This window comes from Streptomyces sp. NPDC057638, assembly GCF_042800315.1.
GTDB lineage: Bacteria > Actinomycetota > Actinomycetes > Streptomycetales > Streptomycetaceae > Streptomyces.
Window position 1 is genome coordinate 19,372 of record NZ_JBHVHF010000004.1, and the last position, 16,733, is coordinate 36,104.

The 16,733-nt window shown below is 68.7% G+C and carries 8 protein-coding genes and 2 pseudogenes; 7 read left to right on the forward strand and 3 right to left on the reverse strand.

Features of this window, described 5'->3' with window-relative positions; translation table 11 throughout:
- Positions 1–104 precede the first annotated feature (104 nt).
- The 7 genes from ACFVIM_RS01130 (at position 105) to ACFVIM_RS01160 (ending at position 13,534) form a co-directional block, all read left to right on the forward strand.
- Positions 105–1,118 carry a TniQ family protein gene (locus ACFVIM_RS01130; RefSeq protein WP_384297149.1) on the forward strand — a complete coding sequence of 338 codons (1,014 nt, stop codon included), beginning with the start codon at positions 105–107 and terminating at the stop codon, positions 1,116–1,118.
- Positions 1,119–1,545: 427 nt separating this feature from the next.
- Entirely contained in the window at positions 1,546–6,303 is a 4,758-nt protein-coding gene (locus tag ACFVIM_RS01135; RefSeq protein ID WP_384297100.1) for a hypothetical protein, read from the forward strand.
- Positions 6,304–6,844: 541 nt separating this feature from the next.
- Positions 6,845–7,591 carry a TnsA-like heteromeric transposase endonuclease subunit gene (locus ACFVIM_RS01140; RefSeq protein WP_384297101.1) on the forward strand — a complete coding sequence of 249 codons (747 nt, stop codon included), beginning with the start codon at positions 6,845–6,847 and terminating at the stop codon, positions 7,589–7,591.
- A gap of 22 nt (positions 7,592–7,613) precedes the next feature.
- Positions 7,614–9,971 carry a transposase gene (locus tag ACFVIM_RS01145; RefSeq protein WP_384297102.1) on the forward strand — a complete coding sequence of 786 codons (2,358 nt, stop codon included), beginning with the start codon at positions 7,614–7,616 and terminating at the stop codon, positions 9,969–9,971.
- Positions 9,972–10,088: 117 nt separating this feature from the next.
- A complete protein-coding gene (locus tag ACFVIM_RS01150; RefSeq protein WP_384297104.1) occupies positions 10,089–11,213 on the forward strand; it encodes an AAA family ATPase in 1,125 nt (374 codons plus the stop codon).
- A gap of 216 nt (positions 11,214–11,429) precedes the next feature.
- Positions 11,430–12,440: a hypothetical protein gene (locus tag ACFVIM_RS01155; RefSeq protein ID WP_384297105.1), complete on the forward strand. Its 1,011-nt coding sequence runs from the start codon at positions 11,430–11,432 to the stop codon at positions 12,438–12,440.
- Positions 12,441–12,568: 128 nt separating this feature from the next.
- Positions 12,569–13,534 carry a hypothetical protein gene (locus ACFVIM_RS01160; protein ID WP_384297107.1) on the forward strand — a complete coding sequence of 322 codons (966 nt, stop codon included), beginning with the start codon at positions 12,569–12,571 and terminating at the stop codon, positions 13,532–13,534.
- Positions 13,535–14,001: 467 nt separating this feature from the next.
- On the opposite strand, the pseudogene ACFVIM_RS01165 reads toward ACFVIM_RS01160, so the two are convergent.
- From ACFVIM_RS01165 to ACFVIM_RS01175, 3 genes and pseudogenes are all read right to left on the reverse strand, one after another.
- Positions 14,002–14,796: pseudogene (locus tag ACFVIM_RS01165) on the reverse strand (helix-turn-helix domain-containing protein); the annotation flags it as partial.
- Positions 14,793–15,080, reverse strand: a complete 288-nt coding sequence (locus ACFVIM_RS01170; RefSeq protein WP_070201824.1) for a helix-turn-helix domain-containing protein — start codon at positions 15,078–15,080, stop codon at positions 14,793–14,795. The gene ACFVIM_RS01170 and the pseudogene ACFVIM_RS01165, both read right to left, overlap by 4 nt.
- A 666-nt stretch (positions 15,081–15,746) precedes the next feature.
- Positions 15,747–15,890 (reverse strand): annotated as a pseudogene (locus tag ACFVIM_RS01175) (IS5/IS1182 family transposase); the annotation flags it as partial.
- Positions 15,891–16,733: the final 843 nt, after the last annotated feature.

Below are 16,733 nucleotides of genomic sequence, written 5' to 3' on the forward strand. Positions count from 1 at the left end.
CCGAAGGAGTTAAGGGACCTTGACCGGGCTGCGGGGCGGCTGGCGACGATAGAGCGCAGGTATGCGGGGCGGTCGCGGAAGAGGGGGCTGGGCTGGTGCTGCAGATGCCAGGGCTCTACGGTCCACGTCAGTCCCTGCCGATGCGGGTTTCGCCGTTGCCCGGTGAGTCGACGGGGTCGTTCGTGAACCGGCTGGCTCACGCCAACGGGCTGAAACTCTGGGACTTCCTTCAGCGCGTGGGCCAGGGCACGGGATCGTCGTCGCAGGATGCGGCCCGCGTGGCGAAGTACCCCCAGTGCACGGAGATGTACGTGAACGGACCGGGGCTTGAGTATCTGGCCGTGCTGGCCGGTGCACCGGCGGCCGTGCTGCGACGGGCCCTGCCCGGGCTTGCGCCGCGCCACCGGCTGCCCGGCGACGGGGACGCGGTGTGGAAGTGGCCCTGGCAGCCGCCGCAGGGCCATCTCGTACGCTGCTGCACGAGATGCGTGGAGGCCCGCGGGGTCACGGAGCCGGCCTGGTGGCTGGTGTCGGACAGATGGCGGGTGTGTGCCCGGCACAGGCGGTGGTGCGACGACTCCAGGACGCAGCCGAAGGGCGGGCTGTCCCTGCAGGAACTCCCCGAGGTCGTCGACGCTCATCTCGAGCGCGCCCGGCTGCACAAACAGTTCGGCCGGTCGGGTGCGGAGCTGTTCGCCGACGCCTTTCAGGTGACGGCGGAATGGTGGCGGACAATGCCCATGGTGCTGCGCTGGGTCCACCGGGCGTGGGCGTGCGGACTGGAGGACCGCAGCACCCGGGTGATGCCGCTGGTGATCTACCCGGAAGCGGCACGCCTCGCGCAGCTGATGGCCGCCTTCGAGCAGTCGGACGTCCGTGACACTGACGCCCGCGCCCGATGGCTCGGCGATGCCGAGGCGCTGATGGTGTCGTGGGAGCTGGACGTGCAGGCGGGCAAAGGGCCGCTGCTGGACTGGTTGCACCGCCACCGGCTACCGGCTGACCCGGAAGCACAGCCGGCCGCCGGGTCCGGGCGGGGACGGTTACCGCTTACCCCGGGGCACCGCCGGCTCGCCTCGACGACCGGGCCGCTGGAACAGCGCTCATGCCTGTCGTGATGGCCCTTGCCCTTCGGTCGGCGGCTGGTGCGCAGCAGGAGCCAGTCGTGTCCTGTGCCGGTTCGGTTCCCGGCGAAGAGCGGCACTCGAGTGTCAGCGCGGGCCTCTAGGCTGGCATCCGGCGCGCACGCTGCGGGGCGGCAGAACGAGTCAGAGGGCGGCATTGGCAGCAAACGACAGCAGGGCTCACAACTGGCGCAGTATCCGTGAATGGGACGGAAGCCAGCATCGTGCCTTCGAAGAATTGTGTTTCCAGCTCCGCTCCGCGGCCCCTGTGGGTTGGGAGACGATCAAGACCGCTGCTCCGGATGGCGGGGTCGAATGGTACGACCAGGCCCCTGATGGCAGTGCCGTACACGGGTACCAGGTCAAGTTCGTCCACAGTCTCGACGACCTCCTCCCCCAGGCGAGGAGGAGTGCGGCGACGGTGGGCGAGAACATCGCCAACCGGAAGATTGACCGTCTGGAGTTCCTCACCCCCTTCGACCTCCCCGACCCCACCCCACTCACCCCGGCGGGCAAGCCGCGTGAAGGCGCACGGGACAGGTGGAACAGGAACGTCGCCTCGTGGAAGGAGACGCTGCCTGGTCTCGCTGATGTCGACATCCGCTACGTCGGTGGTGGCGAGCTGCTGGACCGGTTGGGCCGACCGGGAAATGAGGGGCGCCTGTGGTTCTTCTTCGAAAGGCGCGCGCTGGGCAGCGATTGGCTCAAGGAGGAGCTCGCGCTGGCTGAGCGTCTGGCTGAGTCGCGCTACACCCCCGAGCATCATGTGCCGCTGCCGCTGGCCCAGGTGGCCGACGCGTGCGCTCTGCCCGCGGAGTTCGTGCGGCAGAGCGCCCAAAGGACCCGGGACCTGCAAAGCGAGGTCGTAGCGTTCCTCACCCAGCTGACACGGTGGAACAGCTCCTATCCCGCCTCGCCCAGCAGCTCGGCACACCAGGAGCTGTCGCGGTGGGTGCAATCGTGGGCGCCTGCGATACGGGAGGGCGCACAAGAGGCCGTTGACGACCTCTCCGCCGCGTCTGCGGCATCCGGCTTCCCTGCCGAGGAGACAGCCGCTGTCGCTGAGGACATGGCGGGCCTGCTGGATGACTTCGCGCAGCTGGCCGACCGGTTCGTCACGCACTCCCGGCACGCCGAGGCTTCCGCTTCGCCTGCGATGCCGGGGCAGAAGCGGCCGGCCTGGGAGGGCATCAAGGCGCTGGCCGAGGGTCCTCTGGCTCGTGCGCACAGCGCCTGCGAACGGATGACGGCGCTGATGCGGGAGACGGCGGCCCAGGCGGCGCAGAAGGGGACGTGGCTGCTGAAGGGAGCGGCCGGGCAGGGCAAGACGCATCTGCTGGTCGACGCCGCACGCCGTGCCGTGGACGCCGGCCGGCCGGCGCTGGTGGTGTTCGGCCAGGAGCTCAGTGGGCGCTACACGTTGACTGAGATCGCGAAGAAACGCGGACTGGGTGCGATCGCCGAGCGGGACTTCCTTCAGGCGATGGACGCCGCGGGAGCCGCCAGCAACTGCCGCTTCCTGTTGATCATCGACGCGCTCAACGACGCCGACGATGCCACGCGCTGGAAGAGCGAGCTGCTCGCCCTGCAGGGGCGCATCGCCGCGTTCCGGCACATCGCCCTGGTGGTGTCCTGCCGCTCGACCTTCGCACCCCTGGTCGTTCCTGACGGTTTCGAGGGCCCCGTCTCGGATCACCCCGGTTTCGCCGGCCGGGAGATGGAAGGCCTTGAGAGCTACCTCAAGGGGGACCCTGCGGCTCTTCCCAGTACTCCCCTGCTCTCCTCGGTCTTCACCAACCCTTTGTTCGTGAAGCTGTACGCGGATGGTCTGAGCAGGGGCCGAAGCCGCGGTTCGGCCGACACCGCCGGGCAGGCCCGTGACCGCAGCACTGTCTTCGACGCCTACGTCGAGCACCGGGCGGAGGTGATCTGTGCGCGCCTCGGCCTGGATCCGCTGACCCGGCCGGTCCACCGGGCGGTGGACGCCCTGGCCGCGCGCATGGCCGCCGCCGGGGTGTCCGTGCTGGAGCGGGCACAGGCCCGTGCCCTGGTCGACGCGTACGCGCCCGCGGCCGCGAAGTGGCCGGACACCATGCTCGGGGAACTGCTCCTTCAGGGCATCGTGTCGAACGAACGGACCTACCGGGCCGAGGAGGAGACGGGTATCGGTTTCCCCTACCAGGCATTCGGCGATGACCGCATCGTGCGGTCGGTGTTCGCTTCCCACCAGGGCGAGATCGACCGCTTGCGTGAGGGCCGGGAACTGGGCGAGGACTCTGCTTTGCGGGCCTGGCTGGCTGCGGCCGCCCCGAACTATCAGGAGGCCGCATCGATTCTGCTGCCCGAGCAGACGGGGACGGAACTCATCGATCTTCTGGCCTCCCCTCCCCCGCCGCCGGCAGGGGAAGACAGGCCCGCCGGCCGGGCGGAGGTGCGCAGCCGTCAGCTGGCCCGGAGCTTTGTGACCACTCTCCCGCTGCGCAGCACCCGCAGCGTCAACGAGCGCACCGTCGAGATCCTCAACGAGACGGCAGCCCGGCACGGACGTGTCGGCGATGTGCTGGAGACCGTGGTGGCGGTCACCGCGGAGCCGGGGCATCTGCTCAACGCCGACCGTCTTCACGCGAAGCTGGCGAAGATGCCACGGCCCGGGCGTGACGCGTGGTGGGGCATCGAGACGTACAACCTGCTGGGGGACGTCACCGCGCTGCACCGGCTGCTGCGCTGGGCCGAGCAGTACCCCACGCCACCCCATCTGCGCCCGGCCTCGCGCCCTGCCCGGCCCCGTCTGGGCCTGCGGGCACGCCTGCAGGCGCAGGCGTCGGGTCCAGCGGAGAAGGAGGCTGTCCGCCTGGCGGCCACGACACTGGTGTGGACGTTGACGTCGTCCAACCGGTTTCTGCGGGATAGGGCGACGAAAGGACTCGTGCAGCTGCTCCTGGGGCACGGGGACGTTCTGGAGTCCTTGCTGGACAGGTTCCTCGATGAGGACGTGGAGAAGGTCGACGACCCCTACCTCTTCGAGCGCCTGGTGTGGGTCGCCTACGGGGTGGTGGGCCGGTGCGGGCAGGGCGAGGAGCAGGATGCGCTGGTGGGCCGGATCGCCCAGCGGCTCATCAGTCACCTCTATGGGGACGTCGGTTCGCCTGCCCATGCCTCACGCAACGCGCTGCTGTGCGATGCGGCCACGCGCCTGGTCACCCTGGCGCACGGCGCCGGATGCCTCACCGATGAGGAGGCAGCCGCGGTCCGGCATCCGCACGCCTGTGCCGAGATCGGGCCGGCGCCTGCGCAGGAAGAGCTCGATGCGCTCTTCCCCCGGACAGAGCAGCCGGAGTCGTCATGGGGGACGGTCCGGTCTTCCCTGTCGTCGCTGGGCGACTTCGCGCGCTACGAGATCGAGCCCGCGGTCCACCACTTCAGCATGCTGCCGTTGTCCTGCGACTATCCCGGCCGGCCGTCGTGGGAACGGAGGAATGATCCGGTCGTGGTGGCCCCCGCGGGCATCCCGGCTTTCGCCGAGAGCCTCCCGCCCGACGTCCGGGCCGCTTTGAGCACGCCGGAAGCAGTCGCGCAGCTCCTCGCCGGCGGGGAGGGCAGGCAGGTCCTGGAGCAGGAGCAGTACGCGCTGCTGCAGGGCTGCCAGGTGCCGCCGGCCAAGGACGAACGCCTCGCGCGGGACCGCGTGGATGCTGAATGGGCGTCCCGGTGGGTTTTGGGCCGCGTCGCCGAACTGGGCTGGTCGCCCGAGCTCTTTGCCGAGTTCGACACCTACCGGCGTCGTCTGCCCAGCTCCCGTGTCTCTCACAAGGGTGAGCGGATCGGCAAGAAGTACCAGTGGATGGCTCTGCACGAGCTCGTGGAGCGCCTGGCGAATCATCACCATCCTCACCGGACCAGTGAGCAGGACCCTGCCGGATATCCCGGTGCGGCACAGCTGTTGCTGCTCGACATCGATCCCTCCCTGCCTCCGGCCCGGCACCCGTTCTCCGTCATGGACGACGACACCAGCTCCGACGAAGCCGACAACGCCACGTTCGCGCCCGCGGATCCCTCGTACCCCCTGGCGCCTGCCGTGCCGGCTCTGCCGGACGACGACGCAGCGTCCGACTGGATCAATACCGGGGACCATCTGCCCGATCTTGAGGAGCTGGGCCTCAGGACCGACGGTGAGGGCAGGCAGTGGATCGTGCTCCACGAGCAGGCCACGGACGACCACGACGGCAGAGGCTGGAGCGCCGGCCGGGGCCAGGCCGAGCAGTGGCACCACCTCTACAGCTGGATCGTGCCCGACCAACAGTCCGCGAGCCTGCTCGCATGGCTTGAGGGCCGCTCGTGGACGAATCGGCTGATGCCCGAGGGCCCCGACCGTCACAGTCTGCTTCTGGCCGACTTCCCCACGCCTCCCGGCCCCTGGACCGATCCCGAACCCGATACCTGGCAGGTGGCCACGTTCGCTTACGAAGAGGCCGAACCTGTCCGGGAAGCAGAAGCAGCCCTGGACAGCCTGCTTGTGCCAGACAGCGACGAGGAATCCGATGACGATACGCAGGCGCCGGATCCCAACCCTGACCCGAGCGAGATCGGCGACCTCTACACCCGCTGGCGTGAGCAGCAGGCGCGAAGGAGGGCGGAGAGGCTCGCCGATCTCGCGCGGCGATGGGCGGACGGTCCGCTCGAGGACGACGACGAGTGGGCGGAGCGGCTGCTCACCACGCCGCGGGGCCAGCACGACCGTGCCACAGACCCCACCGGCGAGCCCGTGACGGCCATCCCGACCGATCAGACCTACCAGTGGAGCGGACAGGGGCCGGACTGTTCCCTGAATGCCTCCGTCTGTGTGACCCTGCTCAACGATCCGCTGTTGAGGGGAGCCGGACTGCGGCGCGACCCAGACCAGCCCCACTGGTACGACGCCGACGGGCTGCTGCGGGTGCAGTACCTGAGGTGGGTCCGTCCCAGCGGCAAGGCCAGCAGCCTGCTGGTCTGCCGGCAGTGGCTCGAGCAGCAGCTCAAGCGCCTGGGCTGCGATTTGATTCACGCGCTGCGCGGAGAACGGCAGACGCTGTCTGAACACCCCCGTTCCTGGCGAGAGTTCAGCCAGTTCAGCGGCCACAGCGCGCAGGGGCATCGGACTGCGGGAACGCCCGTCACTGCTCTCAAGAAGAGCTTCCGGTAGGAGTGCGGGGCCAGCGGGCAGGTGTCTGCTCGCTGGGCTTCGCCCCTGTGGCGCCGGGGTGCTTCGACGTGGCTGGACGTCCCGCCATAGCCGCGGTGCGGCATAGGGGTGCAGGGGCTGCTGTGCCCCGACAGGCGGCAGCGAGGCCTCTTGTGTGGTGGCCCGGCTGCGGGCCGGGGTAGCCGAGGCGGCCTCCTTCTGAGCGGCAGGATCGCTCCTTGTTCGTGGGCGTGTAGGTCACGGCGGCAGCCGACGGCAGCGCATACCGGCGTGTTCACCCTTTCGGGTGTATCGGGTCGCCGGGGAGCCCTGTGCACACACTGGCGCGGAGCAGTATGGCTGCCTGGGCTTTTGCGGTACTTCCAACGCCGGAAGAGGGGCAGGGCAAGGGCGTGTCGCGAACCTGTCGGTCCTCGCCTGGTCCGTCGTGGCCGGCAGAAAGCCGACCGGAGCGGGGGCGCGCCACCCGCATGGCGCCCGGACGGCGGGTGCGGGAGGAAGAACCGACCGGACACGTACGCGGAAGCGGGCGGTGGTCTGCGTGAGCGCGGCGGCTTCCTTTGGTGGGCCGCTGGACAAGCAGGCGGGCCCAGACGTCGTGGCACTGTACCGCGAGCCGTACGGGCCGGTGCGCGCGTGCCGCGCGACAGCGCTGCGTGGGTTGGCCCTGGAGGAGTTCGGGCCGGTGAGCGAGCCGGTGCCGTACCGGGGTCGCAAGGGCATCATCACGTACTGGCCGATCGCGACGCGGGAGCAGACGGTGGTGTGCGGCAGCCTGCGGCAGTGGCGGCTGGCGATGGAGCTCGACTTCGAGCCGCAGTGGGTGGCGTTCAGCGCCGGCCCGGTGGAGCTGAGGTGGCGGGCCGGTGGGCGCGAGCGCCGCTGGCGGCCGGATTTCGTGGCTCGCAGAGCCGATGGGGTGCGCGAGGTGCTGGTGCTGAAGCCGCTGGGCAAGCAGGACGTGCCTGCGTCGAGGTCTCAGGTGCTCGCAGAGGTGGCCCGGGAGGCCGGCTGGCGGGTACAGCAGGTCCGTGAGCCCTCGGGGGTCCGTGGACGGAACCTGGCCTGGCTGGCCGGCTACCGGTTTGCCTCGGGGCTGGAAGAGAGCTGCGGGCGGGCTCTGCTGGAGGTTTTCAGGTCGCCGAGGGGGCTGCGGGCGGGGGTGGAGGCAAGCGGACTGGACAAGCTGTCGGGGCTCGACCTTGCTTATCGGCTGCTGTGGCAGCGGCGGCTGCTGTTCGACGGCAGGCGGCCGCTGTTGCCCGATGCCGAGGTGTGGACAGCCTGAAGGCCGGAGAGGGGGCGTGGCGATGACGGGCAAGGGCGGGCGGGCGCAGTCGCTGTCCATCGGAGCGCAGGTGCGCTGGCAGGGGCAGGAGTGGGAGGTGGTGGAGTGGCGGGGGCCGTTGGTCACGCTGGTGGGGCAGAACGGCGAGGAGTCCCCTCGCGCGGTGTCGCACCGGTGGCTGGTGGGAGCGGACGACTTCGCCGTTCTCACCAGTGGTGCGGCGCAGGCGACGGACGGAGCGGCCCTTAGGGCGACAGGACTGCAGGAGGGACGGGAGAGGGAGGCCGCCCTCTGGCAGGCGCGCATGGTGGAGATCGACACCGGTCTGACGCCTGGCCGCAGCGAGCGTGCGCAGGGGTTCGGGCCGGAAACGACGCTGGCCCAGAGGTGTGCTGCGATGTCGGCGCGGATGGCGGCCGAGGGGCTGCGTTACTCCGCCCACACTCTCGCTGACAAGCGGCGTAAGTGGAAAGCGGCCGGGGAGAACCCGGTCGTCCTGCTACCTGTGGCGCGGGAACGACGGCCGGGGGGCTTCACCGATCCGCGCTGTCTGACCGCCATGCAGGACGTCGTGGCGCGACGTGCGAACGATTCGGACGTGACCATCGACCTGATCCGTGAAGAGGTCGAGGACCTGCTGCACGCGCGCCATGGCAAAGAGCTCGGTGGCCGGGCGGCCGCGGCGGCTCTGTTGCCTTCCCGGTCCACGTTCTATCTGCGGATGAAAGAGTCCGGACTGGCTGATGTCCTGGACCTGCCGACTCGCGGCCGTGCTGCGCTGGCCTCCACTCCGCCGCTGCCCCATGGCGGGCGTGAGGTCGTGCTGCGGCCGGGGCAGGTGACGCAGGTCGACACGACACCGCTGCGGATCCTGGCCCGCGGCGACAACGGCCGGCCCACCGCCACGGAGATGACCACGCTGATCGACGTGGCCAGCCACAGTCTCTGCGCGCTGATGATCACTCCCAGCCGTCCCAGGGACACCGAGAGTGGGCAGGTCGGCCAGGCGACCCGCGCGATCGATCTGACCTTGATGCTGGCCCAGGCTTTCGCGCCCTGGCCCGTGATGCCCGGCTGGGACCCTCTCAGCGCGGCTGCTGCCTCGAGTCTGCCGTTCGAAGCGCTGGCGGCGGCGGATGAACGGTTCACGGAGGCGACCGCCGCCCGCCCGGTCATCCGCCCCGGACTGATCATCTACGACCACGGCAGCCCCTATGTGAGCGAGCACTTCACCGAGGTCTGCGACCGGCTGCGTATCGCCCGCCGCCCCGCGCGCAAGAGGACCGCGTCCGACAAGCCGCTCGCCGAGCGTTTCTTCATCACCCTCGCGGTCCGCTTCAGTCAGTACGTTCGGCACGGCTGGCAGGGCCGCAGCCACAGAAAGCGTGGCCGCGGCATCGACCGCATGCCGCTGTTCACCATCGCGGAGCTTCAGCAGATGGCCCAGGAATGGGTCGCGCTGGAGTACCAGCAGAACCCGCACTCGGGGATGCGTGATCCGTTCCGCCCGGGCATCATGCTGTCCCCCAACGACATGTATGCCGTCCAGGTGGCCCGCAGCGGCTACCGTACCGTACCGCTCTCCCCTGCCGAGAACCGCTTCTTCCTGCTGGCGCGGTGGGTCACTCCTGGCAAGGGCGGATTCATGATCAACCGCCGGACGTACCAGCCCGTCGCGCAGGACGCCGGGCATTACCGGGAGATCCTCCTGCGCGGCGGATCGAAACTGCCCGGCCGAGGCGGCCAGTGGGAATGCCGCTTCAACCCCTACCGCCCCGAGCGGGTATGGCTGTACGACCACACCACGGACACCTGGGTGACCTGCGATTTCCGGCTGCGGCACCTGCTGACCGATCCATGGACAGCGGACATGTGGCAGGAACACGCAGAGCAGCACCTCGTATCCGGCGACAGCAAGCAGGACGAGGAAGCCATCGCCCTGTCCCTGGCGCAGCGCGACCGCCGGCGACGCTCATCGAAGCCGCCGCCCAAGCGCACCGGGAAAGAACCGATCTTCCAGGGACTGGAGCTGGAGACCGAGGAACCATCCCGGGATCCCTACGCGGAGCTGGAGGAGTTCGACCTGTCGACGCTGCGGCCCTATCCGGCACAGCCCATCTCTCCCTGGTCCCCTCCGGTCGCAGACTCTCTGCCGGCGCTGCCCGCAGGCACAGGTGGCACGGAGGCGTCGCAGGGCGGGCAGGACCCGCACCCGCTGGCAGCGCTCTTCCCCGACGACGAAGGCGACGACTTTACGGACGGCGCCATGGTCGAAGATCCGGACGATGTCTATGAGGTCGTCGAGGCGGAGCTTGTCGACGACGTCGATGCGGATGGTGATATCGGTGACGAGAGCGAGGGCGACGTGTGGGAGGCGTAGACGACGTGCCACAGCCGTGCACATCCCGGCACCACGTAAGCCGACGCCCGGGGCAGGACATCCGGCTGTGGGCCGGCCTGTGAGTGCAAGGCCGAACCGCGATGAGAGAGAGGTGTGATGAAGGCATCCGTCGAACTACGCAACAAGCGTGAAGCACGTCTGCGTCAGCAGCTGCAGGACACCCCTATGCGGCCCCTGCCGCTGTTCCAGCTCACCGGCTGGACGCACTTCGTCGACGAGGATGTGGTCCCGCCCGCTCTGGCGCCGGACAGTCCTCCTGCCACGAACAGGAAGGAGGACGAACAGGCCATCGCCTACCACCGGCATCTGCGCATGGTGCCCACCGATGCGATGACCCACATGCAGGAGATGGTCGTCAAGGCGGTCCATGGCAACAGCGGGCGCCGTGACGGGCTGATGGACCACGTCATCGACGGCCCCTCAGGCACAGGCAAGACGTGCCTGCTGCGGGCGATCGGACGCACCGCCCAACGAGAGATCGAATCCGCGATGGGCGGCAGGCAGGCGAACACCATCCCGGTCGTGCACATCACCACCCCCGCCGACCCCGAACCAAGGGTGAACTGGATCTGGGAACTCGGCTCCTACCTGGGACTCAACCCCGAGCCGAAAAGCCTGGCAGAGGTTCTGGAAATGCGCCGCCACCAGGACGTGATCCTGCCGGTCAACTACGTCCTCGAGAGCGCACAGACCCGCCTGCTCCTCATCGACGACATCGACCGCGCCTCCCCCCAGCACCTCGCCAACGTCCTCCCCTACTTCGACTACCTGCGCAACAAGCTGGGCATTTCGCTCATCTTCTGCGGCACCGGCGCCAGCCATCGTCTGCACCAGGCCCGCATCCTGGCCCAAGACCTCACACGGGTCAGCGAGGAGAACAGGGTCCGGCTCGAACAGGCGGGACAGCCCGCCGAGCCCGTCTCCCCCTCCCCCACCGCCCTGCTGCCGGTGACCTGGCTGCACCCCCTGCCCCTGGGTACCAAAGCCGAGGAACAGGAGCTGTTCCGGCGCGTGCTGACGAGCTTCGAGGCGGATCTGAGCCTGCACCGGCTGGAAAAGAACGCCCTGAGCCAGCACGCCGCCGAACTCCACCGACGCACCGGCGGCTACTTCAAAGCCCTCACCTACGTCATCTCCACCGCCGCCGTCCTCGCAATCCAAAACGGCAGCGAGAACATCACCATGAAGGAGATCGACGCCGCGACAGCACAGCTCGGCTGAGCCGCACGGCGACGCTCCTGCAGACGCTGAGGGCCTGCCACCGGTCGGGTACCACTGCCGCTTGGCTTTTGCGGTACGAGTAGGTTTCCGGCTGGTCACCGCCATGAGCCGCCTGGCGGTTCTTGGCGGCCACCGCTTTGTGGGGGTATCGATACCGCGCTGGCCGGAGGGGTTGAGACAATCTCGCTCTGTCCCCCATCTTTGTGAGGCTGCTGCGTGTTTCCTCAGTTCCACCGGCGCAAGGGCGGTGCTGCCGAACTCGGTGCGGCGGCGCCGGGCGAGCGTGGCCCCTTCGGCGTCTTTCCCGGCGCGGACGAGAAGGACGTCGAGGAGACGTACAGGCCTGCTCTGGACTCGGCTGATGGCGGTGACGCCAGGTGGGCAGCGAAGCGCCGGGAGTTCGCCAGCCTCATGTCCATGGGACAGTTCCTGGAGATGCGGAGTGAGTTCGCCGTCGCATGTGCTCTGGCGTCCGCCGGTATCGGGTATGACCTGGGGAAACCAGGCGAGCCCAATCCCGACTTCCTCATCTTGCCGACCAAGGGCGGCGCCAGTCCGGTCGCGGGCGTGGAGGTGACGTCCGCGTCTCCTCCAGGGATCAACGAGCTGTTCGAGCGCATCGAGGAAGAGCTCCAGCCGCACAGCGGCCTCGGCGTCCATATGGTCTTCAGCCACTACCCCAGCAGGCTGAGGCCCGCAGTCGCGGATGAGGTGATCGCCGCAGTCCATGACCAGGCATCGACCGTGGCGGCCAGCGGAAGCCCGGAACCGGTGGTGATTAATGTCGGTGACGTCGTGATCAACGCCGGACCGCTGACCGTCACTGTTCACGTACGGGAGAGCGAGGAGTGGCTGGGGTGGGAAGTCGCAGGCGCTGAACTCACCGGCCCTATGTCCTCCGCCCTCTACGCCGCGGTCGCAGCCGGGCGCAGCCCGGCCAAGGCCGCGCAGGGAAGGTCCCTCGACGGCGTGCCCGTACTCCTGTTGGTCGACCTCTCCCGCTACGGAGCGGCGTGGATGCGGTCCGACTGGGTCTGGGCGGGTTCTCTGGCCGCCTCTGAGGAGGTGACGGCCGACTACCCATTTGCCGGCATCGGTGTCTTCCAGCAGAGGCTGGAGAGTCCTGCCGTTATTGGTATGGGTGTCGGGCTCTCACCACATCTCGGTCCTGAGTCCCGACAGGCGGCTGAGGAACTGTGCGACGCTCTGGGCTGGGCCCGCTCCTGACCGCCCCGAGCCTGGCGGCTGCGTTGCTACACCCGTGAGGCATGCCCCGGGTGCACACGGCTCAGTCAGGTCCCAGGACGATGAGAGCACCGACTACCTGCAAGACCGCAACCACGTGGGAGGGACCTATGAGCAGTCGTGGTGACATGCATTTCCCGGTCATCATCAACGGGCTCGACTACCTGCACAGCTCGGTCAGTTCGCTGGCGGACGAGCCGGAGGGCCGCGCATTGAAGTACGCCGTGCTGCACCTGCAGTTCGCGGCCGAGACTCTGTTCAAGGCACGTCTGGAGCAGCACGATCCGGCCCTCGTGTGGGTGAAGCCGGAGAAGTTCGACGAACGGCTGCACCGTCAAGGCGACTTCAAGAGCGTCGGGACGAAGGATGCGCTTGAACGACTACGTGACAGAGCGAAGATCGCGGACCCGATCGACCCGGACCATGCGGCCTTGAAGGCCTTGGTCGATCTGCGTAACCGTCTCACCCACTTCGGGGCCACCGACACCGCCGTTGCCGTGGAGGCGCGAGCCATCCCTGTCCTTGACCTGCTGCTGACGTTCATCGACGAGGAGCTGCTGCCCCACGACAACAGCGATGCGGCCGCAGAGGCCTGGGAGCTGATGGAGAGCATCAGACCGCTCGTCGGCCGGATCCACGGGCTGGTGAACCACCGCCTGGGCCCTCTGGGCGAGAAACTCGGGCCCGCCGGCGGTCATACGCTGCGGTGCCTGTCCTGCGGCCACTTCGCGGCGCTCGTGACCGGCGGCGATGAGCGTCCTGTGGGATGCCTGCTGTGCGGGAAGGCTTATGACGACATTCCGGACGCAGTCGAGGCTTATGGCGTCGGGAGCTTCTACGAAGCCATCACACAAGGCGGGGAGCCGCCGGCTTACGAGTGCTCCGAATGCTCCACCGGGCAGGCATGCGTCGTGCCAGTACCGACAGCCGATGAGCCTGACGGGCAGGTACTGATGTGCCTGTGGGGCGTGCACCCCGTCGAGGGAGTGTGCGGCGACTGTCAGCGTGGGGCTGATTTTGCACTCGACATCGGATTGTGCAGCGACTGCACCGGCAACGCCTACGCACGGTTCTGAGGGGCACCGGGGCGGTTCTGGCTACAAGGCAGTTCGTCGAATCGGGCCTATCAGCCAGTTTCGGCCCCGACGGTCCCGCTGACAAGGCGGACATCTCACGGCCGCCCCTCGGCGTCATCGCGTCGCAAAGACCTCGCAGTCCCGCCCTCCTGGCTCGAAGTCCCACCCACGGCGTCGCATCGCACCCTCTCCAGCCGCCATACAGGGCTGCGGTACACCGTCGGACCGACTTCGGCGCTCACCGTCACACCGGCTCCGACCAGGGGAAATCGATCCGCACGCCTCCGCAGCACAAACAAAATCCCGTACTGATCACTACATTCCGAGGCAGCTACTAAACCTGTACTTCAGAGCCCATCAACACTTCTCGTAGGCCATCCCAGAAGTACCTGAATCAGTCCCGAAACGATCACTAGAACACCAGCTCAGACAACCCACCAATCTAGTGATCGTCGGCAGATTCATCAGATGTCGGGGATCCAGGGGTGCGCGATCACGTCGTAGCGGGCGCCCTTACGAGTCTTGTCCAGCAGTCGCATCGCGTCCGGGATGGCCCGCTTCACCAGCGCCGCCGTGGCTGCGTCGACGTCGCCCCGGTGCTCGGCAAGCGCACCCTGCACGGCCTCGCGGATCAGGTCGACCGGGCCGGACGTCTCCTGGAACGCGTGGCGGGCCGGGCCCTTGGAACGCTCCGTCGCACGTGCCGGACGTGTCGTGCGCAGCGGCGCTTTCGGGGTGTGCGTCGCGGGCTGTCCGGCTGGTGGGGCAGCTGGGGCCCCGGTGGCGGTGGGTCGGCAGTCGGCCGGGGTCAGGTGCTGAGCGAACCCCGCCACGCGTTGTCCGGCGGGATGGCCGCACAGCACACAGGGCTCGGGGGCGACGAGCAGCTCCACGTCGTCCCCGTCCTCGTCCTGGCCGAGGTCGGGCGAAGACAAGGGGGTGGCGGTCGCGGCCGTGCCTGACGTGACGGGCTGCTCCGCAGCCGGCGCCGTCTCGGTCTCGGTCTCGGTCTCGGTCTCGGTGGCGAGCTTGGCGTTCAGTCCGTCCAGCAGGTAGGCGTATTTGGTGCGGATCTCGCCGGTCGGGTCCCGGCCGCTTTCCCACCCGCTGAGGGTTGAGGGGCTCACGCCGAGCGCGCGTGCCACCTGTGCCTTGGACAGCCGAGCCCGCTCCCGCAGCTCGCGGCGCACGTGACAGGGCGGGAGTTCGGCCTGGGGGCCGACGGCGTCAAGCAGCGAGTCGATCGCGTCGAAGTCGCTCACCGGCCCGTCCCCCTTGCTTCGGTCCGCACGGTACGGCGCCTGTCGGCGGGCAGCGCCTCGCATGCTCTGGTCGGACCCGCCAGGAGGTCCAGCGCGCCGATGCCGTAGTGCTCGGCCAGAACGTCGACGTCGCGCAGGCTCCAGGAGATGGCACCCGACTGCCGGCGCGACACCTGTGTCTGCGTCAGTCCCAGCACCCCTGCGACCGACCGCTGCGATTCACCCGTTACCTGCATCAACGCGGCCACCGTCAGCCGCAGCGACTCCTCCAAGCGCAATCCCATGCCACCATCTTACCTGAATCCATGCAACTTCCGCATCTTCATCAGCTTTTTACTATTAATAATGCAGAAAAGCTTTCAGAGTTCTGAGGGAGCTGAAGGTTCTCGGGCACCCGGCGTGTCAGCGATCCACCCCGCCGGGATCACCCGGAAGCCGTCGGGTCGCGCGCCGGGCTTCCCGATTCGCCTGGCTCGCCTGTTCCACCGCACGATCGGACAGGCACCGCGGGCACACGAGGTCCACGACACGGCGGCGCAGGGCCCGGCGCAGCCGGAGCCCGGGCGGTGACGGCCACCCACGGCAGTGGCGGCGCACCGTACGCACCAGTGCCCAAGAGCGCGGCGGCCAGGGAGGCGTTGCCGGCGTAGCGGGCCAGGAGGAACGCCATCTGCGCCTGGTGGCCGGCCAGGAACCGGGCCGCGAACTCGGTGCGCTCCTCGGGCTGGAGGAGGGCACCGTGGCGTTCGCAGCGCGGCGTCTTCTTGTTTGCCGGGCGATACCCGGCGAGCTGATGTCCATAGCTCAAGAATCCTGCCGGGGCCTCCTGTGGACAGCGGGCGGCCATTGAGCAGTGTGCCTCGTGAAGTTGCTGGTCACGGGTCTGGTGTGTGCGGGGTTCGGGATGCTCGTGGTGGTCGTGGGTGGATGACTTCGGTGAAGATCGTCGGTCACCGGGAAACTTCGCGGTTTGTGAGGACGCGCAGGGGCCTGACCAGGGCGGTCGCCCACGCCGGGTCGGTGCGGACCTTGCCGAGCACGCGCCAGTTCTTGAGGTGGGCGAAGCCGTGCTCCACCGGTGCCCGGACCGGTGCAGGGCGGTGATGACGACCACGAACCCGGCGACGGTAGCCGACCGCCGGTCCTCCTCCCGGCCTGCCTTCGCCGGGGTGGAGCCGTGCCCGTCCGGGCCGGCGGCGAGCCGGGCCATCCCCGTCTCGAACCGGGCCCAGACCGTCGAGGACATCTGGTTGAGCGAGTCCTGGGCCTGGTCGGTGTACTGGACGGTGAACCGGCGGGTCACGCCACGTCCGGGGTGACGTAGCGCTCGTCCTGTGGGGGGAACCGCTGTCCTCCCCGGCCTTGAGCCGGGCGGTGTCGGCGTCGATCTGCTCCCACGCCTGCGCCGGGAGCGCCCAGGTGGCGAGCACCTGCGTGATCTGCGAGCCCGGCGCGGTCTCTACTCTGCTGCGTCTCATCTCACCTTCGGCGGCAACATCATCGAGACCGGCACGACTCCTACCGACTCGCCACCATCCGCGCCCGCGCAGAACAACAAGCCGCGGCTGGCTGAGCATCTGCCGCCAGCGCTTCCCGCAGCCTTGATCTCGGGCTCTGAAGCGGTCTAACGTCGACGGACCTACCGTCTTCCTCTCTGGAAGTGTTCATGCCTCGCCGGTCACCGGGCGAGATCAGGGCTCAGCTCCCACGCCGTCCCAACCGGTCCCAGCACCGTCGAGCCCCGGTGATCCGAGGGCTGTCCGCATCCACGAACAGGCAGATCGCACAGTTCGAACGCATCAGTGGGCTCCCCGCAGGCGAGGTCGCACACGCGTTTCGCCGATGGAGTTCCACTGTCCGGCGGTCGCGAAGGGACGACCTCACTCCCTTCTACGGCTACGACGACACCGACTTGCGGAACGGCGAGTACCACATCC

Excerpts from the sequence above, each read along its gene's own strand:
- ACFVIM_RS01130 (WP_384297149.1), top strand. The coding sequence starts at position 105 with ATGCCAGGGCTCTACGGTCCACGTCAGTCCCTGCCGATGCGGGTTTCG.
- ACFVIM_RS01145 (WP_384297102.1), top strand. The coding sequence starts at position 7,614 with ATGACGGGCAAGGGCGGGCGGGCGCAGTCGCTGTCCATCGGAGCGCAG.
- ACFVIM_RS01150 (WP_384297104.1), top strand. The coding sequence starts at position 10,089 with ATGAAGGCATCCGTCGAACTACGCAACAAGCGTGAAGCACGTCTGCGT.
- ACFVIM_RS01160 (WP_384297107.1), top strand. The coding sequence starts at position 12,569 with ATGAGCAGTCGTGGTGACATGCATTTCCCGGTCATCATCAACGGGCTC.
- ACFVIM_RS01170 (WP_070201824.1), bottom strand. The coding sequence starts at position 15,080 with ATGGGATTGCGCTTGGAGGAGTCGCTGCGGCTGACGGTGGCCGCGTTG.